The following is a 22538-nucleotide window of genomic DNA, read 5'->3' as shown; positions in this document are numbered from 1 at the left end:
TTTACTTTGAAACTGTATTATCATCAGGCTTGTTCGTCAATAGATTGACATCATTTATTTTCTCAGGGAACCAGACCATCATTTCCCCTTTACCTCTGTTTGCCCAGGCATAATAAGGGATAGCTGTGAACTTTCTTCTTACAGTGCTAACCGTTTGCCCGTTTTCATCAATTACAACTACCGGTACATCACTGTTAATTACTTCTACACCATTTAACATACCAGGTTCATATGTTGATGTAAAAACAGCATTGTAAGGAATGATGATATTACTTGTTTTACCATTGTTATCTACCCATTCGCCACAATAGATGATTGGGCCACGCTGTAATGCTACTTTACCAATATCATCTTTTATCATTTCATTCGCCTTTACTTTCCGTACTTCCATTGGAAGCTCCACTTCTACCCTATCGTTCTTTTTCCAGGTGCGTGCAATAGATGCATACCCTTTTTTTATCTCATATTCCACCGGTTGTCCATTCACTTTAATGACAGGTTTCTTATCGGAACTGGTAGCAAATTTATACAGCCCTAAAGGAACGGCTTCATTTTGTGCCCATCCTGGTATACGTATCAGGAGATTAAATGCAAGCGGTGTTTTTTCCGGCGAAATTTTAAATACCAGGTCCCCGTTCCAGGGATAGCTGTTTTGTTGTTCAATGTTCACAGACCTGTTCTGCAGGGTTAGTGTTGCATTGCTGGCGATAAACAGGTTTACATAGATCTTATCATCCTTTTGAGCATATACATAACCCGGGATAGAAGGTATCAGTCTTGTAAGGTTGGTAGGACAACAGGAACAATCAAACCAGCCGGAGCGTTCCGGCTCCAGGTTCTTATGTGAGAAGGAATTTTTGATTTCCATCGCATTACTATAGAAAAATGATTTCCCATCCAGACCCAGTCCGGAGATCAATCCATTGTATAGTGTCTTTTCCAGTATGTCCATGTACTTTGAATCCCCATGCAACAGGAACATCCTGTAATTCCAGTATACGCTTGCAATGGAAGCGCAGGTCTCATTATAGGCAGTAGTATTGGGAAGTTCGTAATTGTCGCCAAAACGTTCTCCTGATGGAACAGCGCCTAATCCTCCCTGTACATACATTTTTTTGCTTACCATATTATCCCAGATGGTGTCTATGGCATGCAGCAGGCTTTCATCTCCTGTTAATGCAGCTACATCGGCCATACCGGCATACAGATAGCCTGCACGGACAGCATGCCCTTCTGCTTCATATTGTTCTGTTACCGGTTTATCATCCTGCCAGTAAGCACCGTTCTTCCAGAGATCTTTACTCTTGGCATCATAGCCTGTATAATGACCGCGTTCATTGATGAAAAACTTTGCTGTTTCCAGGTATTCCTTCTTCCCTGTAATACGGTACAACTTTACCAGGCCCATTTCAACGATTTCATGACCAGGAGCTACATGTTTTTTATCAGGGCCGAATACGGAACAAACCAGGTCTGCATTTTTAAGCGCAATATCAAGGAGAGTTCTTTTACCGGTGGCATAATAATGGGCAAAAGCAGCTTCATACAGATGTCCGGCATTATATAGCTCATGACTTAATTCCCGCTCCTTGATCCACCTTTCTGGTCCGGCCCATTCATGCGGAGATGCCGGGTTGATAGTCCTTGCCGTATACAGGTAACCATCCGGCTCCTGGGCGTTCCTGATCTTAACAATGAGCGAATCAATGTATGCAGACAGCTTTTTATCCGGGAAAAGGCTCAATGAAAAGGATGCACCTTCAATGGTTTTATAGATATCTGTGTCATCGAACGGGAAAGTAGTGCAGAACTTACCCGAATGGGCGGCAGCCATTTCAAAATTACTGACTCTGCCAGTGCTTTCACAGCGTTGAAATGAAGCCGGAATAGTAACCATGTGATTAATGCGCAGACGAGGCAGCCAGAAACTGTCTGTTACCCTTACTGCTGTAAAGCTGACTGATTTAAAGGGATAATCTTTTACTTGTCCCAATGCGGTGGTTGCTACACAAACCCCCAATAACAGCAATATCTTTTTCATATAGAAAACTTATATATCCGCATGCGGAAAAGCGGAAAACGTTTCATAACTGGAATTTTTGTCCTGTAATTCAGCTTCAAAATCAATGTTGTTTAGCAAAACCCATGTTTCTGAATTTAGCTAAACAACATTGATTTTAAATTATACAGGATCTTTCAGAATGAAAACTAATAAAAATTCTTTATTAATCGTCAATTTGACATTTATTTAGGGAAGAAATATTCTCGGGGTAACAATTGTTGGCTTTTTTTATTGTCATTTTGTGGCTGATAACTGCCCTCTTATTTCACCATCCGGATATCCGGCGGTATGAATATTTACATACATCTTCCCTCCTGTTAAATCGGAGCCCTGACTTGCAGTAAATGTTGCTGAACCTGAATAGCTACCAGCTGCAACTGAGCTAAAACCGGTAATAGCGACCTCTACGCCGGCACTTTGTCCCGCAATGGCAGGACCGTGAAAATGCATCATATGGGCTACACCAGTAAGGCCGGTCCAGTTAAGTGTATAAGTCAATTTATAAGTGGATGGATTGTAAGTACCTGTAAGAGTACCGGTGCCTGTGGTGGCATTAGAAGGGACCTCTGCCCCGCCGTTAAGAGTGGCGCTAACAGTATAATTGGTAGGTGTAGTATCGCCATTACCATAACCACCACTATTACTACAAGAGGCCAGTAATGCGGTTATTATTAAGAAACTGCCTGCCAGCAGTTGTTGCCTGGAAAAAAGAGAAGTTTTCATAACAGTGTTTATATGTTATAACATAGAATCACCTGCAATTGTTTCTGTTTACGACTATTTATAAAGGTCTTAACTATTGATTAACAGATAACTTTTATATTATAGAAATAAAGTAAGCCTTTTTACTGCGAATTAACTAGTACCTGCAACGTACTGATATTCAACCTATATGAAGGTATAAGCCCTATATAAGCCCACTATAAGTCCTCTATAACTGGTATACAAGCTCACCTTATTTAGAGTGGGCTTATATACCAGTTAAAACCCTGTTATTCTGGTGATGATCTACCTACAGCCTACCTATAGTTATGACGAAGAGTTTTCTTATACTGAGTTTTAATACTTAAATTGTATAACACAATATACCCAAACCCAAAAACCCAAACCCACATGAAAAAACTCACATTCCTGCTATTATGTATGGTTGTGCTGGGCACAACATTATCTGCCAGCAATCCAAAGAAGCCAGCTAAAGCTTCATCTCACAAACCAGATACCAGAGCGGATTTCACGGTCACCTTATCAAAAGGTTCAAACGTTTCAGGTATCTGGGTAATTGAATTCAGTAACTCATCAGGCACTTATCAATTCCAGTTTAACAACAATTCTGTTACAATTCCATCCGGTACCTACCAGGTTGGTATACACCCCACAGGCGGTGCATCCTCCAATTATACTATTGCAGGCAGTGTTTGCACGTACAACTATAACGTCTATGGCACTTCGGCCTACTTTACTGGTGTACCATGTACCTGCGGAAGTGGAGGTTTCTCAGTAAATTAAAGATGAACAACCCGTGTAACCCCAACACGGGTTGTTTTTTATAAACAATTGATTAAAGGTTGCGTTATCAAAGGATAAAGCATAGTATGTCCATGAATAACGATCAGTTTTATTCAAGATTGCCGGTGAATCGTATTCCTTTGAGTGATCTCTTAACAGAGGAGCATTTGTTTTATAAAATCCCCGACAACTGGTATGTTATTATAACGGATATTAAAAATTCTACTGCTGCAGTACAAAGCGGACTACATGAAACCGTAAATCTCATTGCCACCGGAAGTATTGTGGCTGTACTGAATATAAGTTTTAAGGCGAATATTACCATTCCATTCTTCTTCGGAGGGGACGGTGCTACTTTCATTGTTCCACAGGTTGTTAAAGATGCTGCTATAGGTGCTCTTCGATTATATAAAATCAATACACAGAAGAATTTCAATATTGAACTACGGATAGGTACGATGCCTGTCAGGGAGATTTATGAACATGGATCTGAACTTAAGGTAAGTAAATTCAGTAGCTCGGGAAATTTTTCCATTCCGATAATATTGGGAGATGGTTTAATGTATGCAGAGAAGCTTATAAAAAGAGAGGACTATCAGCTTCCTGATCCGGATCTCCTGGAGCATGAACTGAATCTTAATGGGATGCAATGCCGTTGGGATAGAATTAAGCCACCGGAAAATAACTATGAAGTGGTCACTTTAATTGCTATTGCAGCTGACAGGGTGAAACAATCAGAAGCATACAGAAAAGTAATTTTCCATATAGACGAAATATATGGAACTCCTGAAAAAAGGCAGCCAATATCTGTTTCAAAACTCAGATTGAAAGGTACTTTTACCAAACTGGGATTGGAGATACGTGCCAGATTCGGCGAAATGAAAGTCTTTAATCTTATCCGGATATGGCTCACCAATTCTCTCGGTTATCTTTATTTTCAAACGAGAAATGGAAAAACCTACCTGAACCGGCTGGTAGAGATGTCTGATACATTGGTCATTGATGGTAAAATAAATACCGTCATCACCGGGACAGAAAAACAGCGCTTACTTCTTCAGGAAGCATTGAATACATTGGAGACTGCCGGAGAAATTTTATATGCATTTTATGTAAGCAAAGAGTCTGTTATGTCCTGTTATGTACATGATCTGAAGGATGATCATATTCATTTTGTAGATGGAGCAGAAGGTGGTTATACCAAAGCTGCAGGCGTATTGAAATTAAAACTGAGAAAGGGGGATTTTATCTAATCTGGTAAATATGTAATATTTTATAATATTTTGTATCTTCGGTACAAAATCTATACCTACCTATATGAAAAAGTATTGCCTCTTAATTATCTGCTGTGGGATTAGCATGTTAAGCTTTTCGCAGGTATCCAAACAGAAGATTGCACCTAAAACTGCTGTTTCAAAAAAACCGCAACCTGTTAAAGAGAAAATTGCAGAAAAGAAAGTATTAACACCTGCGGAAGTCAGGAGAGTAAATACAGATGATCTTCTTTCTTTAATGTTTACTTGTGGACAGATGTTCAGCACTCCATATGATATATACAGTGACAGGAAGAAGTATACCGAATACAAAGATGTAACGGATACATCCGCTACTATTCTGCTTAAAAATATTCTCGGGCATACAACCGACAGGATACTTGTTACGTATGATTCAACAAAAGTGAAGCATATGTTACAATACGCAAATAAGAATAAAACACGTAACGTACCTGATTTTAATACTACCTGGACCTGGGTCACTGAATTAAAGTATTCTTATTTCTTTGTGTACGATTCTATCCATCCTTCACGTATAATTACGATAGGCCAGGCAAATGCGGGACTGGAAAAAGTCTATCATCAGATCACCAGGTATTTCCTTACCTACACAAACGATGCGGTGGATAGTGTTGAATGCAAAGACCATGATAACTGGACATTCCATTGCATATATTATAATGGGAAGAAAAGACCTGATAGTGTCTACAATTATTCATACTACATGTCAAAGCCACCGGTAAAGTCTACTGAATATATCGATCGCTTCAGGTATGAACGCACTGGTAGTATACAGAAAGATAATCTTTACCAGCCGAAGATGCCTTACCAGGGATTAAAAAGCTACAGGATGGATTTCTCCGGCAAAGGAGCAATAGACAGGAAGATGGAAGTTAGCAGAGATCTTAATTACGGTACACAGGAAGTATTAATGAATGTATACGGTTATGATTCTACAGGGCTTCTTATTTCAGATAAAGAGTATAAATCCCCTTTGTATATTACGAATCTTGCTGCCGCGGACTCTGTGGCACTAAAGGCTACTCCGCATCAGAGCAGTTATGTTTATAACGATCAGGGACAGGTAATAAAAAAGATTGTCTCCTATCATGATAACTGCGAAGACTCTGATGAAACGATAGAATATGCTATTGATCAATATGGCTTTCTTACCCAGGTAAAATCTACAAAAGTGTCCAAGTTTAAATGCAGGTTATAGAGAGAAGTACCTACTCCGGGGTAAGTACTTGTTGAGAAGCAGGTTGAGAAATACCTTTGTTCTGTAAATTTAAAATATATCAATTATGAAAATTACAGTAACAGGGTCTCTCGGAAATATAAGTCGTGTACTTATTGAAAAATTAGTTACCAACGGACACGAAGTAAAAGTTATCAGTTCCAGTGCAGATAAGGTAAATGAAATTAAGAAGCTCAATGCTATTCCAGCCATAGGTTCGGTGGAGGACTATGATTTCATATCCGGATCTTTTAAAGGTAGCGATGCAGTTTATTTAATGATTCCGCCAAATTTCAGGACAACTGATTTAAAGCAATACATTAGAACAGTAGGTGCGCAGTATGCAAAAGCTATTAAAGAAAACGGGATTAAGTATGCGGTTAATTTAAGTAGCATTGGTGCCCATATTCCTGATGGACTGGGCCCTACTGGTCCTAATTATTTTGTAGAACAACAGCTAAATGAATTAGAGGGTGTTAATGTATTGCATCTTCGCCCCGGAATGTTTCTGACCAATTTCTATGGCTCTATAGGATTGATTAAACATCAGAATATGCTGGGGAATAATTTCGATGGTTCTGTTAGTCTGCCGCTGACTCATCCGCGGGATATTGCTGAAGTTGCATTCAATGCTTTAGATACTTTATCTTTCTCCGGAAAGCAGTTCCAATATATTGTAAGCGATGAGAAAAACGGATTGGAAATTGCAGCGGTATTAGGCAATGCAGTTGGAAAATCCGGGGTGAATTGGGTTGCATTCACAGATGAGCAATTATTCAATGCTTTGATCCAAAATGGCTTCTCTGAACAAATGGCAAAGGTGTACATGGTTGAAATCGGAGTAGCTTTAAAGAATGGAAGTTTTATGGAAGATTTCAATAAACATAAATTACAATCAGTAGGACAAACGTCATTACAGCAATTTGCTAAAGAGTTCTCCGCAGCCTATCAATTCAATAACTAAAATAGATTTAAATAAATATAAAAAAGGGGTGTATCAATGATACACCCCTTTTTTCATCATATAGGTAATCTCTATGTAAGGATAAACCATATCAATTTAATTGATGGATCTTTTAGTACATCTTTACGGCCAGAAAAAAATTTACATACCAATGATGAAAAGAATCAAACTGCTACTATTATTCTGTTTATTGCATGGATTAGCGATGGCTCAGCAAAAACAATTAACCACCAATACCGGCGCACCGGTAGGCGACAACCAGGATTCCAAGACCGTGGGCCAGAATGGGCCTGTATTACTGGAAGATATTCACCTGGTAGAAAAACTGGCCGCATTTGACCGTGAAAGGATACCGGAAAGAGTGGTGCATGCACGCGGTGCCGGTGCCTATGGAGAATTTATAGCAGCAGGCGATTTTTCACAGTATACTGTAGCTTCTCTTTTTTCAAAAAAAGGAAAAACAACCCCTGTATTTGTAAGGTTTTCCACTGTAGTACATGGTAATGGCTCACCCGAAACACTCAGAGATCCCCGGGGTTTTGCCACAAAATTCTATACAGATCAGGGCAATTATGACCTGGTAGGTAATAATCTGCCTGTATTCTTTATACGGGATGCCATGAAATTCCCCGACATGGTGCATGCATTTAAACCATCCCCTATTTATAATAAACAAGATCCTAACCGGGTATTTAACTTTTTCAGTCACATACCGGAAGCTACACATATGCTCACCAGAGTGTACTCCGACTATGGCATTCCGGCCAACTACCGTCAAATGAACGGATCTGGCGTACATGCATTTAAATGGGTAAATGCTAAAGGCGAAGTTACCTATGTAAAATATACCTGGAAGACTTTACAGGGAGAAAAGAACCTAACGGCAGAGGAAGCAGTAGCCATACAGGCAAAAGATTTCCAGCATGCTACTGTAGACCTGTATGATAATATCAAAAAAGGAAATTATCCATCCTGGGAATTGTATGTACAGCTATTGAAGCCGGAAGATCTGGACAAGTATGATTTCAACCCGCTGGACCCTACTAAAATATGGCCGGAAACTATTGCCAAACCAGTATTGGTAGGTAAAATGACCTTAAATAAATTACCTGGAAACTACTTTGAGGAAGTGGAACAATCGGCATTTTCACCAGCCACACTGGTACCGGGTATAGCTCCTTCAGAAGATAAACTGCTTCAGGGACGTTTGTTTTCATATTTCGATACGCAACGCTACCGCATTGGTGCCAACTTTCAGCAATTACCGGTAAATGCGCCTAAAGTGGCCGTAAATAGCTATAGCCAGGATGGCGCTTTCAGCAATCGTGGTAAAAACTCCGATATTAATTTCCAGCCCAATACAGACGTGAATGGGAATACAGATAATGCAAAATATGATTATCCGACAGCCTCTTTTACTACTGTAAATACGGTACAGACAAAGATTACAAAGCCTAATGATTTTAAACAAGCCGGAGAATTCTACCGCTCACTGAGCGAAAAGGATAAGACGAACCTGATCAGTAATCTGAGCGGAGATCTTGCCCAGGTAACAGACAAGGATGTAATGCGTAAAATGGTAGGTTATTTCTATATGGCAGACAGCGATTTCGGGAAGCAGTTAGCTGCTAAATTAAACGTAACTCGTGAAGAAGTTGAACGCTTGTTTATTCACTAATTATGAAAGCATTATTATATATACTTGCTCCGTTTATTTTTCACCTGCACGTTGCTGATAATATATTCGATGCCGCAAGGAACAATGATACCATTTTCATCCAACAATATATAGTGAGCGGGAAAAATATAGATACTGCAGATAATAAAGGATATACTCCGCTGATACTGGCTTGTTACAATGATAATATAGCTGCTGCCGGACAATTGTTACAGGCAGGTGCCAATACCAATATACAAGACAGTAATGGTAATACGGCCCTGATGGGTGTAGCATTCAAAGGGTATACCGCTATTGCTGAACTATTAATTAAGTATAGAACGAATATCAATCTTCAAAACTATAACCAGGCAAGTGCGCTGATGTTCGCTGCTACTTTCGGACAGGAAAACATCGTAAAATTGCTGATTGCGAATGGGGCTAATAAAAATATCAAAGACCGGTTTGGTAACACTGCACTGACGCAGGCTACTCTACAGGATAATGAGCATATTATTAAACTCCTGCAGCCATAGCTTAACAGCCCCCGTACGTGCGGGGGCTGTTAATAAATTGCCTATATTGCAATAAATAAAACCCCTTCCCCAAATGAAGGACCTCAACCAAAACGAAATCACTTCCTTTGATGATGTGATCCAGGAACTTAATTCTATTATCGAATGGTCTGTACAAAATAATAGCAGGATTGGTTTTTTTGCTGCTATTTATAAAAATATGACCATGCGTATAAAAACCGCGGCAGATGCGGGAGAGTTTCAGGATAAAGCACGTATTGAAAAGTTGGATGTCACATTTGCGAAAAGATATTTTGCAGCTGTTGATAATTATCGCAACAACCTGGATATTACACCCGGGTGGGCATTCGCGCTGGAAAACAGCAAACAAAAATTCACGATTGTCCTCCAACAGCTATTGCTTTCAATGAACCCGCATATTAATATGGACCTGCCCATAGCAACCAGCGGCATGTGCACTCCTGAACAGATTGTTTTCCTCTATCCCGACTTTTTAAAGATAAATGCAATACTGGCGTCTGCAATGATCCAAATTGAAAAGCAGATTTTTTCAGTGTCTCCGGTGCTTAGCCTGGCCTCAAAATCAGGGATGAAAGTGGAAAACAAATTCTTCAACTTCAGTCTCAGTGTAGCGCGATGTGAGAGTTGGTCGCTTGCGTGTCAGCTGGCTGTCGCAGATGAAAAGAAAAAAGAAGCACTTGTACTGCAGGTAAATGATACGGTCATTGGTCTGGGTAAAAAAATTGTTTCTCCCGGTCTGCTCGGTAGGATTGCCATATTTATCATTGGCATATTTGAGTTTAAAAGCATTAAAAAGATCATCAGGACGCTGGACAATAATACTTCAAAATGAAAGACAACCAGATATATTATTTCGAAGTAGGGCGTGGCCAATGGCACGGCCAGTATTCTTTTGTTATCAATTCCTGGAAAGGTTTTAGAAAAAGCACCATGCCTTTAAAGTATAAGTTCCTGGTGATTATGATGAATCTTGTAAATAAAATTTTCGGTATCAGTAAAATCAGGTCTACTATTACAGCTACAGCAGAGATGCAGGAAGCGGGTATTGCCAATAATGATTATCGTGTGACAAAGTTTGGTATCACCCTCTTCTATTCAAATGAGAATTATGTCCTCAATCCAAATGGCAGTGATGTATTGGTTAAACCTCATGAAAGGTTCGGGCCTATTCCATTTCTTTTCAGAGAAGATGATGAATATCCTGCAAAGATTCATGCTGCGGGCATGAGTTCAACTTATTACATTAAGCTGCTTAGTGATAACTGGATCGGTAAATACACAGTTGCCGAAGACAAAAAACATGTGAAGGGTGTGCTCTATAATGGTTGGGCAACTGTTGTAGAGATACTGGATAAATTATAATAATCACCATTGGAGTAAAATAAAAAATGGGAATAATTAACTATTCCCATTTTTTATTTTATGCCGTTCAAGGGCTATTTAGTTTTTTCAGGAAGATCTTTCATGGTTTCATCTAAGAATTCTACTTTCCCGGTATGAAGATCATAAACAGCACCTACAATCAGAATCTCACCCTTTAAATATTTTTTATGTAAAATGGGGTCTAAATCCCTGAGTGAATTTACCTGATCAATCACATTCTGTCTTACAGCATTATTAACAGGATCTCCAGGCATGTTGGCACATTTGGCTACAGCTGGCTTAATTTCATTAATTAACGTAACAATATGGCCGGGTACATCTTCAGGTCTTTCTACGGCCGCTGCCACAGCCCCACATTCCGTGTGGCCTAAAACAACAATTAACCTGGTATACAATTTTAACACCGCATACTCCATGCTTCCATAAGATGCAGCGGAGGATACTTGCCCTGCCGTTCTGATAATAAATAAATCTCCCAGGCCCTGGTCAAAGATCAACTCATTAGGAACTCTGGAATCGGAACAACTGACGATCGTTGCAAAAGGCTTTTGGCCAAACCCTAATTTTTTAATGGTTTGTGCATCTTGCCGGGGACGGATAGATTTGTTTTCGACGAACCTTTTATTACCCCCCATCAGTTTCTTAATAGCAAGCCGTGGGTCCTTAAAGGCAGTATCTCTGTCTACAATGTAATGGTCTGCTCTCCATTTTACAGAATCAATGGTTGTCTTTTTTACAGAAGTACTCGTTTGAGCAGTAGCAATATTTTGTAAACAAAATACCACCATAACTGATGCGATTAAATGTTTCACTGTTCTAATTTTAATATTAATACGAAGTTGACGCTCTCGTTTACAAAGGGTTAAACTATTCACATTCCGCTACCTGACAGTTTATCAGACATACAAGTAACGGCAAAGATAAGGATTTCACAAACTTTTAATCTCCTTTAGAAAAATTTAACATTCTGAAAGAATCAGTTATTCAATTCCTTAATAAATCCTGATGATTTAATTGTATAACCCATTTTCTGATAAAAGGCATGCGCATCCTTACGGTTCTCGCGATTTCCGCTGTTAATGATTACGCAGTTTAAACACTGCTCAATTGCCCAATCCTCTGCTGCTTTCATTAGTATTTTACCGATGCCCTTATTCCTGTTATTTTGTTTTACAACAAATGCGAGTACCCGCAGATACATGCCATTTCTTTCATAAAAATGGCCCTTATGCAATCCTGCCATACCAACAATCTCATTATCCAGCACGGCTAAGATAGTTCTGTAATCCGGATGCTCTATAATTCCGCTAAAGCGTTCCTGCATTTCGGATATGGTTGTCGGGTAACCAAGGTCGTTCATCAACAGGGACAGGGCTTCAATATCGCCCTTATGTGCATCTCTTATCATTATATCTTCCATATGAATCGCCTAATGAACCTAATTTAGTATTTATTTACAATACAGGCAAAAGGCCTTGTTTTTACGCGCATAGACTGCGTAGCAGATATAGATCTTTGTCCGGTAAAGTTTTGATAACCTTAAAAAATTAAAAATGATCTTTAGTTCCATTGCTGAATTAAGAAGTAACCCAACAACTCCACAATCAAATGAAGTATGTAATGTTCTCGGATATTGGACAGCCGGAGATGGTGGCGGCGGAGAATTCTTTTGGGATGCCGGTTCCGCGCTCAATGACAATAACGGAACTGTTATCCGACCTGATCTGCCACAGGGGAATAATGGTGTATGGCGAAGACTATATGAGACGGAAATAAACGTAAAATGGTTTGGAGCAAAGGGAGATGCCTCTATGGATGCCAGTGCTGCCTTTACAAGCGCATTAAACTATCTGCCTGATGGAGGAGTGTTGTTTCTGGATGGTATATTTCAGATCAGCAATGTATCTGTACCTGCAATAAAAAATGTAACTATCTCCGGGGGAATAGTACGCCCGGGTAGTGGAACTGGTTTTACAAGAACAGGGAGTACCCTGATTGTTAATGGTACCACTTATCAGGGTATTACATTTGAATGTAGTACTACAGGCGTGGTGTGTATAAATGAGAACCCTGATTTCAGTTCTTCCGGAAATTTAGGTATACATGTAACAGGTTGTTTCTTTGAGCTATCCAATGGAGCGGTAGGAGTATCGCTTTCAGGGTCTGATTTTAATAAGATTACAGAAAATCATTTTAATTGTGAATCGAATGGGGTTGCCATCAGAACTGTATCTGCTTCAGCGTTTACTAAAACCCCTATGGAATCAATTATTTCGAAGAACACTTTCAGAACAGGAGTTGCTTTTACACAGGTAATAGCTGCTGATTCCACAAGTGCACTGGAGGGATTTACATTCGAAGGAAATAAGTTGTTTGCCAGCACCTTCTCCATAGCGAAATGTAACTCAATTAAGATTTTAAATAATCATTTTGTAAGTTCAAATTGTACGATAGACGGGATATTTAATAGTATCGTACAAGGGAATTATTTCGATCGTACTACTGCCGGTGCAATATTGTTAAATGTAAAGCATGTTCAACGAAATGTAATGAATCTTCAAATAGTTAATAATCATTTCAATGCCCAGGGACAAGCAGGAGATATGGTTATTTTTTCAGGTGGGAATGCTGCTAATCAAACCACTTGTATTACTATTTCGGGCAACCAATATGTAGGTGGAGTGAACAATATCAGTCAGAAGATCTCCGGAATTGTATTTAACTCATCACTTGGCGGGATTACAAAAGTATACATCGGTGCTGAAAATTATTTCAATATGTATTCCTGTATCAGGTTAGATACTGCTCTTGATCGTAGTGTAATCGATAATTTTGTAGCAAGAGATATCAGCTGGTATGCTGAAAATATGAATGCTACAACATTAGGCTCGTATTCCAGAGCAGATTTTCTTTGGAAGGTAATGAAAGCGTATCTTCTTACACCTACATATATTAGTACCAATGTGAGTGAATCTGTGTTGTCTCAGGTTGTATCTTATCAACAGATGATGCGTACACCTGTTATTACGATACAAAATATTACTTCAAATTTCCCGCCTTACTTTAGTTTTTCGGCTACTAATTTGAGTAATGGATCTATTGTATTCAATCTTATTAAAAATGCTACTGCTCCAGGTAATGGCCGGGGAGATGTTTCTGCTGATGTGATACTGGATGCCACACAGTACCTTGCACCACTATAGTTTTTGCAACCGGCATCGATTGCGTTAATATTTTTAGCTGATTTAGCTTTTTTCTGATTTATGTTTTATACGTTTGAATAAGAAAAATTGCTTAACACTATCGAAGCATCTGAAACCCTGTTAAGCCCCATTAGTTAATAGAATTCCATAACGTGAAAAAACATTAAAATGAAAACAACCTATTTCAGTTCTTTAGCCATCCTTCTATCGGTGGCCTGTATTTCCTTAAGCTGTAAGAAGAGCGGCGGGATGTTACCTCTGACAACGGCATCTGCACAGGTGCAGGCAGCAGCAGCGGTCTGTTCTGCACAAGGATGGGCATCTCAAAACGGAGGTACAACAGGAGGGGGTACAGCCACTGCTACTGTTGTTACAACGTATGCCACCTTAAAGGCAGCCATACAAAATACCAGTGTCAAAGTAATACAGGTAAATGGCACCATCACAATACCTTCAGGGGGACGAATTTCCTTTCAGGATCAAACAGGAAAAACAATCTTCGGCTCATCCGGAGCGAAACTGGTTTCGGCAGATCAAACCAAAGATAACTCCGGTATTATCTATGTGAAACGATGCAATAATATTATTATCCGTAATCTTATTTTTGAAGGGCCAGGCGCATATGATGTCGATGGCTGGGATAATGCTACATTAGATGCTTCCAATAACGTATGGGTTGACCATTGCGAGTTCAGGGATGGCGTTGACGGCAACTTCGATATCAAAAACACCTCTGATTATATCACGGTTTCCTACTGCAAGTTTACGTATTTAAAACCACCAAAAGCAGGTGGTTCCGGCGGTTCCGATGATCATCGTTTTTCAAATTTAATCGGATCAGGTGATGGTGCAACAGCAGACAGAACTCACCTTAATATTACATTTGCGCGTTGCTGGTGGGCATCAGGCTGCGTAGCCAGAATGCCAAGGGTAAGATTTGGTAAAGTACATATGGTGAACAATTACTTCAATAGTACAGCAAGTAGTTCTTGTATCCAAGCCGGTTTTGAGGCGAATCTGTTAATAGCGTCGAACGTTTTCGAAAATGTTAAGAACCCTATTGATTTAATGTCCAAAACTTCTACGGCAGTGCAGGCTACTAATAATACATTCACAAGTGTAACCGGAAATACAGCTGGTAATGGTGTTACTGCCTTTACACCGCCTTACAGTATTTCAATACTGAGTGCTTCAAGCGTTAAATCTACAGTTACGGCATCAAATGGTGCTGGTGCTACTCTATCCGGTAATACCTGTACTTCTCTATAATTCCTTTTGACAGGTGCTTTGAAGATGTTGTTGTATAGACTGACTTCAGTTTATACAACAACATCTTTTTACTTATGGGACATGTTTACTGAGTGTTTTGATCAGAGATTGCAGCAACTGGCTGGCTTTCTGCAAATGCCCGAAATCGATCAGTGTTATCTTATCCTGCGTTGTATGGTGCTCGTCAAAACCACCCGAACTTAATAAAAGCGATGGTACGTTCTTTTTCATAAAACTGTAGGTGTCCGTGTTACTGAGTTCGTCCCGTAAAGTATCTGTTGGACTGAATTTCAGATCTGGTTCGGCAAACATTTTACCCGAGCTGAAGAAGTCAGCTTTAAACTGCTCATCACCAACTGCCCAGATGCCTTGAAAGGAACGGTGCTTGCTGCCTACCTGTTCAAGGTTAATATTCATCAGCATGTTTTTCACTGGTACCGGCGGGTGCTCCATAAAATAGCGGGAGCCTAATAAATTCAATTCCTCTCCGCAGTAAAAAACAAACAGCAACGACTTTTGTGTCGGGTGCTTAGCCATCGCTTTTGCTGCCGCCATGAGCGCCACACAACCACTACCGTCGTCATTGGCGCCATTATAGATATGATCGCCCAACCTGCCAATATGATCCAAATGTGCGCCCACTATAATGGTCTGATCTTTTAATAATTTATCCCTGCCAGGTAGCGTGGCGATTACGTTATAACCATTCGTCTGGTCTTGTTTAAACTTCAGATTTACCATAGGCTTCTGGCCCTTATTTATTTCTTCCGCCAATGCAGGGCTGATTAAAATGATCGTCAGCCGGGAATTTTTCTGAACGAAATCTGCTGCATAGTGCATATAACCAAAACGGTATTGCCTGATTACAGTCGTTTCCCAATCGCCGGATTGCTGTTGATCAGGGATCAGGATAACACCGGCCACTTTTTGCTTTGTTAATGCCGCTATTGCAGCGGAATCAGGCATTGCTTTTAAGACCACCCATTCACCCGGTGTTGAGGTAGCATGTTGTAAGACGATGAAGTTGCCACCCTGATGCGGGTAAATTTTGCCACCAATAGTTATCATACTGCCTTGATAGTTATTCCAAAAGAGTGGCACCGTCTGGAAGGTGGTTTTTAGCCCCGCGGCTTTCAACTCACCGATCACATAGCGGGCTGCCTTCAGGTATCCGGATGATCCGGTAAAGCGCCCTTCGGTCGCATCTGAGGCTATGCCGTACATATCTTTTTGTAAAGATTCGATGGTCTGTCCCTGAACCGTGAAGGCCATAATAAGCAGCAGGATGATGAGATATCTTTTCATGTTATTTACGATTGATCTTCATAACCTGTTTTCCACCTTCGTAGATGATAAGCGAATTCATATCCGGGAACTCAAGCTGTACATCGTAACCATCCAGGAAGAACTTGTTTTGGGATTCGGGAAACAAGATGGCAGTAGGCGCTCCATCACCTGATACTTTTACCGCGTTGCCTTCCTTTTCTATTTTTATCAACTTCCCATTACTTTGTTCGTAAGTGCCGGTATAGCTTTGAATGAGCTGATCGGCTATAGTGATCCGCGTATGTGTAGTGGTAGCCTTATTCATGATCGCCTGGATTTGGGGACCACAAGCCAGCGCACGTTTGATGATCCTGTCATTGATGAACATCCCGTTATCTGCGTTGGTCATCACCACCACACCGGTTTTTGATTTAGGCAGAAAAACCGCCATGGTGCGTACGCCGATATCCGAACCACCATGCTCGAAAGCATATTCTCCATTTGGTAGGCCCTGTACCAATCCCCAGCCCAGGCCCCGGTAATAATTCTCCTTGACTTTGACCTCAGGTTTATCATATAATGCTGCATTGTTCATCACATAAATACCGAGTTTACAATAGTCTTCGATACTGGTGATCAAATCATCGGCTGCATTAACAGGCGTCTGGATAGAACCCTCATAGCGCTTACCCTCCCCGTTGTGCCACATGGCAAAGCGATTGGTATCCAGGTTTTCGCTCCAGTAATGTGTGTCTTTTATACCCAGGGGGGTGAATAAATAAGTATCCATTAAAACGTTTAAGGGTTGGTGGAATTTGGCTTCCAACGCCCTTCTCAAATATTCATAGCCTTCACCGGAGTAAGCGAATTTGGTGCCTGGTTCAAAATTAAAATGCAGTGTGGTCCCGCCATTATCCGAGCGCCAGTTAGGAAAGCCGGTTTGGTGGCTTAGTACAATACGGGTAGTCAGTTTCATCAAATAGGGATCATTTGCGATATCCGGGTCTATCCAGTAATGCGCCAGCGGCTCATCTAAATCCCATTTTCCCATCTGCACCAGTGCTAGCGTCAGCATAGCTGTTACCGGTTTAGTTTGGGAAGCGATATTGAATAAGGTATTATTGGGAGCAGGATGCCCTTGTTGCAAATTGCCAAAGTTTTTCACCCATTTAATCTGGCCATTTTCGATCAGGCCAACACCTACACAAGGCACATGGTATTCCTCCATCCATGTTGGAATATCCCTTAGTAAAGAAGCCTGAAGTGTATCTTTTTGCGCAGAGACAGTATTCATCAAACTCAGGAGGACGATAATGAGTTTTGTTTTCATATTTTCTAAAGATTTATCCAAAAGTATTTCGCCCCAAACTCCTCTAAAAATATAAGTGCTGAACATTAGTCACCTGATGACGAACGTATCATCAGTGATGATGAAATGTTCATCATCAAAAAGGATCAGTTCATCATCAAAATTTGGTTTATGTACGCGCTTGTACTTTCTTTGGCTTATGAAGCAATTCGACTGGACACGCTTATTTACCAAACCTTATAAGGTTTATACCCAATTGGTATTCTGGGCGATTGTTTTCATTCTTTTTGTTGTGCTCAAGGAATATCCCTACCGGATGAGCGGGCTGACACTAATTTGCCTGGTTTTACAGGAAACGCTGGAACTGGCTATTCCCTCCTATTCACAGAATTTACTGGTAGTGCCATTTTTTAAACGCGGAAAATGGCTCATAGGAATATTGCTTTATCTGGTACAAGTGGTTTTATTGATCTATGGGCTGCCATATATTCTTAATGCCATCGGCTCGTTATTCCCCATCCGTGACCATGTGGACTGGCGGAACGAGCATATTGCATTCAGCATTATCGCTTTTACGGTCATCGCCACCATTTTCAAGCTCGGTTTGGACCGGCTTATTTTGGATAAACAGCAAAAAGAAAATGAGCTGCGCCATTTGAAAGCACAGCTGAATCCGCACTTCCTGTTCAATACCCTGAATAACCTGTATGGCCTGTCGGTTACCGATTCCAAAAAGCTACCGGACCTGATGCTAAAATTGTCTGAGCTACTCCGCTACTCGCTTTATGATACCAATCAAAACTATGTGGCACTACAAAAAGAGCTGGATTACATCAGTAACTATGTAGACCTGGAAAAGATACGGTTAAGTGACAAGACAGATATTCAGTACCGGATCAGCGGTGATTATACAGAACGATACATCGCTCCATTGTTACTGATTATCTTTGTAGAGAACAGTTTTAAGCATTTTTCCGCTGCTAAAGGGCAACCGGCCTTTGTGCATATCCAGATTAGTCTCAATGGAAGTCAAATGTGCCTTAACGTAAAGAACTCGATTGATCCGGAATATGTACCCGTAAAGAACAAATCCAAGGGTGGCCTCGGTTTGAATAATGTTAAACAACGGTTAGATCTGATCTACCCGCAGCAATACCGTTTAACGAGCAGCAAAGAAAAGGATCACTTTGAAATTAATCTGGAAATAGATCTCAGCTAAATGAATATCAATTGCATCATTGTCGACGACGAGCCCATTGCCCGGGACATTCTCAAAAAATATATTGAGCAGGTGCCTTATCTGACCCTGGCGGCCAGCTGTGAAGATGCCTTTGAAGCTATGCAGGTGCTGAATAAGCAGGACATTGACCTGATCATCCTCGATATCAATATGCCAAGGCTGACCGGTTTTGAAATGCTGCGTTCCCTGAAGAAATATCCCGCGGTGATCATTACCTCAGCTTACCCGGAGTATGCACTGGAAGGCTTTGAGTTGTCGGTCACCGACTATTTATTAAAGCCGTTCTCCTTTCCACGTTTCGTACAGGCTACTGAAAAGGTGGTCAATAAAACAAGTGATATGCGGGTAGCGGCGAAAGATGAGGAATTGTTCCTTATGGTCAAATCAGACAAGAAACTTACTAAAGTGTTTTTCGATGAGATCAGTTATGTTGAAGCTTACGGTAACTACATTTTCATTTATACCGGTCAGGAACGGGTTATGTCCAAGCAAACACTGACTCAGTTTGAACAACAGTTACCATCATCCAAATTTACCCGTATACATAAATCGTATATTGCTTCGCTGAAAGCTATCAAATATATAGAAGGAAATGAAGTTTTTATGGGTAGTAAAAAACTACCTGTTGGCAAGGTGTACCGGGAGCAGTTATTGCAGAAACTACGTTAGATAACTATTTATTCTTTAATGATATCCTGCATGCTACTTCAAAATACTGTTTAAAAAACGCGATTCTTTTTTCGTCATTTAATGTCAGTAAATAGCCTGTTATATCATAATAAAGTTTGCAGGATTGCCCCGCATCTAATGATCCCCAATACTGGCCAGGAGCCGTTAAATATTGTTTAAGAAATACCTGGGTTTCAGGTAAGTCGCTAATTATCTCTCCGAAAATCAGATCTTTATTTAAGTTATTAATCACACCTGATAATAAAGCATCATTCTTCAGCCAATATTCCAGTTGATGAATAATTTCGTTACGTTTATGATCTTCGATAGTCCCAATATATTTCTCTGCCGTTGCTAACATATTTCTCTTAAAGAATGTATCTATACTACAATAGGATGAAGTTGTTAAGTTTAAATCCGGAGAGAGCTTTTTTGCATAAACACTATCTACAAAAAACAATCCTACCAAAGTTCTCTCATGATATTCCTTCAGCAAATAATCCAGATAATGGGAATCTGTTGTTCCACTATCTTTTTTAGTACTTGTTTTAGTTTGACAAGAACAGATTATACAGACGGAGAATAGTAGTAAATATTTCATGATTAAGTCAATTTATACATTTTATTCAATAATCCGATTATGTTTTTAGCAGACTCAATTTGAATATTATCATAGCATAGATTGCCAGGTGGTATTGATCATAAATACACTACATCTGACTGTTTAGTTCTCTGATTTAGCTTGGGAATATGGGTTCAGGGTTTGTTTTTCAATTTAACTTCACCTAATATTCACGTCAGATAAGGTGTATTTATTGATCAATACCATCTGGCACGAAGATTATGTAATCAAACTGAGACACTACCCGGAAAATTATTGAGTGATATAAGATTTATCATCTATTTTCGTGTACGTACACGTTACGATAGATTTTTATCGGTTAACCAATGTTCATCTAAACCCATCACCCTCAAAATTCGTTCTATGAAAAAACACCTATTAGCGGCACTTACCTGTGCCAGCCTGTTTTCCTGTCAAAAAGAAGCTGTTGTGAGCACGGTCAATGAAACATCCCCTACTACCAATGTGAGCGCCAGGGCCCTCACCACGCTCTCCTTTTCCGGCTACACCTGGATCGTCACCAGCAGCGGCACCGATACTCAGGGCCCCGGCCCCAATCACTTCTCTGCTTCCAACGCCTGGGTGGATACGGATGGTTTCCTGCACCTGAAGCTGGCTAAGAACCCAACCACCCAGAACTGGGAATGCGCGGAAGTAACCCTTAACCAAAACCTGGGCTATGGAAAATACCAGTGGAAAGTGGAAGGGGCTATCGACAAACTTGACAAAAACGTTGTTTTCGGGATGTTCAACTACTCCGGCAATGATGGCTATGATGAAATGGACATAGAATATTCCCGCTGGGGCTATGCCACCAATAACAACCTCGATTTCACGCTTTATCCTGCTACAGGTAGTAGTCAGTCCAGCGTGGAAGTTACACCCCTGGTAAATCTCACAGGCACTTACACGACCCATCGCATTACAAGGTATGGCAGTGATTCAGTGAAATTCCAGAGCATTGGCGGTTTTTACGATAACAATACAAATGTGTATGCCTCCAAAACATGGGCTAATCCGCCATACTCCATCAGCACTTTAAGTATGCCGGTCATGATGAATCTCTGGTTATATAATGGTGTGGCGCCTTCCAATGGGCAGAACGTGGAGATCATCATTCATGAATTTAAATTTACGCCTCAGTAGGTTAATTAAAAAAACGGGAAGACATTCCCGTTTTTTTTCCAAATTTGTCCAATAGGCTTAAACCTTAAATATATGAGAAACAAATCGGCGGAACTGACGGGTGTAAAGGAAATAGCGAGAAGGGCCAATGTGTCTATCGGGACCGTAGACCGTGTGATCCACAACCGTAAAGGAGTATCTGAAAAAACAAAGCAGAAGATCAATTCCATCATAGCAGAATTAGGATACACTCCCAACAAGATGGCCAGCCTGCTGGCCCAGAAAAAGGTTTTAACCTTCGCCGTGCTGATACCGCAGGCTTCCAGGGAGACCGACTACTGGACCTATCCGCTGTCCGGCATTAACCTCGCCCACTCCGAAGTAAAACAGTTCGGTATTCATCTCGATATTCATTTTTACGATCTCAATGTAAAAGCCAGTTTCCGGCAAGAGGCAGACAAACTGCTGAAAACCCAGCCAGATGGCCTGATCCTGGCACCTTCGTTCGTAGATGAATCCATTGAGTTTATCAGTAAAGTGAAAACATTAGGTATACCAATGGTGTTCATCAACTCTGATATCCCTCACCAGGAACCACTGAGCTACATTGGCCCGGATCTGTTCCAGAGTGGCAAACTGGCCGCGCAGTTGATCAGCTTTATGCTGGTCCCCAACGATGAAATGCTGGTCGTAAACATTTCCACTGCATTGGAAAACGATCATCATTTGAGACGAAAAGAACTGGGCTTCCGCCGCTACTTCGAAGAACATGCCATTTTCAACAAGATCACTACCCTCGATATCAAGGAGACCAGCGCCGATTCCATAGAAACGGCATTCATGCGCAGCTTCAGCCATCATCATTCCGTTAAAGCAGTTTTCGTAACCAATTCCCGCGTTAGCCAGGTAGCGCAGATCATCAAAAAGCATAACCTGAATGTGCTGCTGTTAGGTTATGATTTCCTTAAAGAGAACATTAAATTCCTGTCTGAAAACCTCATCAACTTCCTCATCTGCCAGCGTCCTAAGGAACAGGGCTACCTGGCAGTCATGACCCTGTACCGTCACCTGTTCCATATCGGCACTATTGAGTCTGCCGTGTATATGCCTATCGACATTATCACCCGCGAGAACTTCATTTTCTACAAAGCATAAAATTATTTAGATTCGTGTACGTACACGTAAATTGAGAACACGG

Annotated in this window: 21 protein-coding genes; 14 read left to right on the top strand and 7 right to left on the bottom strand. The window is 40.6% G+C overall.

Annotated elements, in window-relative coordinates; genetic code table 11:
• Position 1 precedes the first annotated feature (1 nt).
• Positions 2-2041, bottom strand: coding sequence for a glycoside hydrolase family 127 protein (locus tag BMW86_RS21660; protein ID WP_089784036.1), 2040 nt, complete (start codon positions 2039-2041; stop codon positions 2-4).
• 255 nt (positions 2042-2296) lie between these two features.
• Entirely contained in the window at positions 2297-2785 is a 489-nt protein-coding gene (locus BMW86_RS21655; RefSeq protein ID WP_089784035.1) for a CHRD domain-containing protein, read from the bottom strand.
• Positions 2786-3175: 390 nt separating this feature from the next.
• Between BMW86_RS21655 and BMW86_RS21650 the strand changes: the two genes are divergently transcribed.
• The 8 genes from BMW86_RS21650 to BMW86_RS21615 all read left to right on the top strand — a co-directional run bounded on the left by BMW86_RS21650 (position 3176) and on the right by BMW86_RS21615 (position 10616).
• Positions 3176-3568 carry a hypothetical protein gene (locus BMW86_RS21650; protein ID WP_089784034.1) on the top strand — a complete coding sequence of 131 codons (393 nt, stop codon included), beginning with the start codon at positions 3176-3178 and terminating at the stop codon, positions 3566-3568.
• Positions 3569-3660: 92 nt separating this feature from the next.
• The gene (locus tag BMW86_RS21645) at positions 3661-4818 is read left to right on the top strand and encodes a DUF3095 domain-containing protein (protein WP_255372974.1); all 1158 of its coding nucleotides are present in this window, start codon (positions 3661-3663) and stop codon (positions 4816-4818) included.
• A 64-nt stretch (positions 4819-4882) separates the two neighbouring features.
• Positions 4883-6058 carry a hypothetical protein gene (locus BMW86_RS21640; protein ID WP_143056655.1) on the top strand — a complete coding sequence of 392 codons (1176 nt, stop codon included), beginning with the start codon at positions 4883-4885 and terminating at the stop codon, positions 6056-6058.
• 85 nt (positions 6059-6143) lie between these two features.
• Positions 6144-7040, top strand: coding sequence for an NmrA family NAD(P)-binding protein (locus BMW86_RS21635; RefSeq protein ID WP_089784031.1), 897 nt, complete (start codon positions 6144-6146; stop codon positions 7038-7040).
• A gap of 151 nt (positions 7041-7191) precedes the next feature.
• A complete protein-coding gene (locus BMW86_RS21630; RefSeq protein ID WP_089785735.1) occupies positions 7192-8718 on the top strand; it encodes a catalase in 1527 nt (508 codons plus the stop codon).
• Between the two features lie 2 nt (positions 8719-8720).
• On the top strand, positions 8721-9233 hold the full coding sequence (locus tag BMW86_RS21625; protein ID WP_089784030.1) for an ankyrin repeat domain-containing protein: 513 nt from the start codon (positions 8721-8723) through the stop codon (positions 9231-9233).
• A gap of 73 nt (positions 9234-9306) precedes the next feature.
• Entirely contained in the window at positions 9307-10086 is a 780-nt protein-coding gene (locus BMW86_RS21620) for a DUF5995 family protein (protein WP_089784029.1), read from the top strand.
• A complete protein-coding gene (locus BMW86_RS21615; RefSeq protein ID WP_089784028.1) occupies positions 10083-10616 on the top strand; it encodes a hypothetical protein in 534 nt (177 codons plus the stop codon). The genes BMW86_RS21620 and BMW86_RS21615 overlap by 4 nt, the downstream gene beginning before the upstream one ends.
• A 74-nt stretch (positions 10617-10690) precedes the next feature.
• Here the strand turns inward: BMW86_RS21615 and BMW86_RS21610 are convergent, their stop codons facing one another.
• Both BMW86_RS21610 and BMW86_RS21605 read right to left on the bottom strand, forming a co-directional pair.
• The gene (locus BMW86_RS21610) at positions 10691-11512 is read right to left on the bottom strand and encodes a carbonic anhydrase (protein ID WP_218149202.1); all 822 of its coding nucleotides are present in this window, start codon (positions 11510-11512) and stop codon (positions 10691-10693) included.
• Between the two features lie 101 nt (positions 11513-11613).
• A complete protein-coding gene (locus BMW86_RS21605) occupies positions 11614-12057 on the bottom strand; it encodes a GNAT family N-acetyltransferase (protein WP_177189353.1) in 444 nt (147 codons plus the stop codon).
• A gap of 133 nt (positions 12058-12190) precedes the next feature.
• On the opposite strand from BMW86_RS21605, the gene BMW86_RS21600 reads away from it, so the two are divergent.
• Positions 12191-13840 (top strand): hypothetical protein, encoded by a 1650-nt coding sequence (locus BMW86_RS21600; RefSeq protein WP_089784027.1) that lies wholly within the window; start codon positions 12191-12193, stop codon positions 13838-13840.
• 168 nt (positions 13841-14008) lie between these two features.
• Positions 14009-15109, top strand: coding sequence for a pectate lyase family protein (locus BMW86_RS21595; protein ID WP_089784026.1), 1101 nt, complete (start codon positions 14009-14011; stop codon positions 15107-15109).
• A 72-nt stretch (positions 15110-15181) separates the two neighbouring features.
• Here BMW86_RS21595 and BMW86_RS21590 read toward each other — a convergent pair whose 3' ends face one another.
• Together BMW86_RS21590 and BMW86_RS21585 are read right to left on the bottom strand one after the other, a co-directional pair.
• Entirely contained in the window at positions 15182-16414 is a 1233-nt protein-coding gene (locus tag BMW86_RS21590; protein WP_089784025.1) for a M28 family metallopeptidase, read from the bottom strand.
• 1 nt (position 16415) lies between these two features.
• Positions 16416-17705: a serine hydrolase domain-containing protein gene (locus tag BMW86_RS21585; RefSeq protein ID WP_177189352.1), complete on the bottom strand. Its 1290-nt coding sequence runs from the start codon at positions 17703-17705 to the stop codon at positions 16416-16418.
• A 178-nt stretch (positions 17706-17883) separates the two neighbouring features.
• Between BMW86_RS21585 and BMW86_RS21580 the strand changes: the two genes are divergently transcribed.
• Together BMW86_RS21580 and BMW86_RS21575 are read left to right on the top strand one after the other, a co-directional pair.
• Positions 17884-18903: a sensor histidine kinase gene (locus BMW86_RS21580; protein ID WP_177189351.1), complete on the top strand. Its 1020-nt coding sequence runs from the start codon at positions 17884-17886 to the stop codon at positions 18901-18903.
• Positions 18904-19593: a LytR/AlgR family response regulator transcription factor gene (locus tag BMW86_RS21575; protein WP_089784022.1), complete on the top strand. Its 690-nt coding sequence runs from the start codon at positions 18904-18906 to the stop codon at positions 19591-19593.
• A gap of 4 nt (positions 19594-19597) precedes the next feature.
• On the opposite strand, the gene BMW86_RS21570 is transcribed toward BMW86_RS21575, so the two are convergent.
• The gene (locus BMW86_RS21570; protein WP_143056654.1) at positions 19598-20194 is read right to left on the bottom strand and encodes a hypothetical protein; all 597 of its coding nucleotides are present in this window, start codon (positions 20192-20194) and stop codon (positions 19598-19600) included.
• 384 nt (positions 20195-20578) lie between these two features.
• On the opposite strand from BMW86_RS21570, the gene BMW86_RS21565 reads away from it, so the two are divergent.
• Together BMW86_RS21565 and BMW86_RS21560 are read left to right on the top strand one after the other, a co-directional pair.
• On the top strand, positions 20579-21361 hold the full coding sequence (locus tag BMW86_RS21565; protein WP_089784020.1) for a glycoside hydrolase family 16 protein: 783 nt from the start codon (positions 20579-20581) through the stop codon (positions 21359-21361).
• Between the two features lie 72 nt (positions 21362-21433).
• Entirely contained in the window at positions 21434-22495 is a 1062-nt protein-coding gene (locus BMW86_RS21560) for a LacI family DNA-binding transcriptional regulator (RefSeq protein WP_089784019.1), read from the top strand.
• Positions 22496-22538 lie beyond the last annotated feature (43 nt).

Origin of the sequence: Chitinophaga sp. YR573, from assembly GCF_900110995.1 — a bacterium.
Taxonomy (GTDB): Bacteria; Bacteroidota; Bacteroidia; order Chitinophagales; family Chitinophagaceae; genus Chitinophaga.
This window is presented reverse-complemented; position numbering and strand designations above follow the sequence as displayed.

Excerpts from the sequence above, each read along its gene's own strand:
- BMW86_RS21570 (WP_143056654.1), bottom strand. The coding sequence starts at position 20,194 with ATGAAATATTTACTACTATTCTCCGTCTGTATAATCTGTTCTTGTCAA.
- BMW86_RS21560 (WP_089784019.1), top strand. The coding sequence starts at position 21,434 with ATGAGAAACAAATCGGCGGAACTGACGGGTGTAAAGGAAATAGCGAGA.
- BMW86_RS21615 (WP_089784028.1), top strand. The coding sequence starts at position 10,083 with ATGAAAGACAACCAGATATATTATTTCGAAGTAGGGCGTGGCCAATGG.
- BMW86_RS21585 (WP_177189352.1), bottom strand. The coding sequence starts at position 17,705 with ATGAAAACAAAACTCATTATCGTCCTCCTGAGTTTGATGAATACTGTC.
- BMW86_RS21650 (WP_089784034.1), top strand. The coding sequence starts at position 3,176 with ATGAAAAAACTCACATTCCTGCTATTATGTATGGTTGTGCTGGGCACA.
- BMW86_RS21595 (WP_089784026.1), top strand. The coding sequence starts at position 14,009 with ATGAAAACAACCTATTTCAGTTCTTTAGCCATCCTTCTATCGGTGGCC.
- BMW86_RS21640 (WP_143056655.1), top strand. The coding sequence starts at position 4,883 with ATGAAAAAGTATTGCCTCTTAATTATCTGCTGTGGGATTAGCATGTTA.
- BMW86_RS21625 (WP_089784030.1), top strand. The coding sequence starts at position 8,721 with ATGAAAGCATTATTATATATACTTGCTCCGTTTATTTTTCACCTGCAC.
- BMW86_RS21620 (WP_089784029.1), top strand. The coding sequence starts at position 9,307 with ATGAAGGACCTCAACCAAAACGAAATCACTTCCTTTGATGATGTGATC.
- BMW86_RS21655 (WP_089784035.1), bottom strand. The coding sequence starts at position 2,785 with ATGAAAACTTCTCTTTTTTCCAGGCAACAACTGCTGGCAGGCAGTTTC.
- BMW86_RS21635 (WP_089784031.1), top strand. The coding sequence starts at position 6,144 with ATGAAAATTACAGTAACAGGGTCTCTCGGAAATATAAGTCGTGTACTT.
- BMW86_RS21645 (WP_255372974.1), top strand. The coding sequence starts at position 3,661 with ATGAATAACGATCAGTTTTATTCAAGATTGCCGGTGAATCGTATTCCT.
- BMW86_RS21630 (WP_089785735.1), top strand. The coding sequence starts at position 7,192 with ATGATGAAAAGAATCAAACTGCTACTATTATTCTGTTTATTGCATGGA.
- BMW86_RS21580 (WP_177189351.1), top strand. The coding sequence starts at position 17,884 with ATGAAGCAATTCGACTGGACACGCTTATTTACCAAACCTTATAAGGTT.
- BMW86_RS21565 (WP_089784020.1), top strand. The coding sequence starts at position 20,579 with ATGAAAAAACACCTATTAGCGGCACTTACCTGTGCCAGCCTGTTTTCC.
- BMW86_RS21660 (WP_089784036.1), bottom strand. The coding sequence starts at position 2,041 with ATGAAAAAGATATTGCTGTTATTGGGGGTTTGTGTAGCAACCACCGCA.
- BMW86_RS21575 (WP_089784022.1), top strand. The coding sequence starts at position 18,904 with ATGAATATCAATTGCATCATTGTCGACGACGAGCCCATTGCCCGGGAC.
- BMW86_RS21590 (WP_089784025.1), bottom strand. The coding sequence starts at position 16,414 with ATGAAAAGATATCTCATCATCCTGCTGCTTATTATGGCCTTCACGGTT.
- BMW86_RS21600 (WP_089784027.1), top strand. The coding sequence starts at position 12,191 with ATGATCTTTAGTTCCATTGCTGAATTAAGAAGTAACCCAACAACTCCA.
- BMW86_RS21605 (WP_177189353.1), bottom strand. The coding sequence starts at position 12,057 with ATGGAAGATATAATGATAAGAGATGCACATAAGGGCGATATTGAAGCC.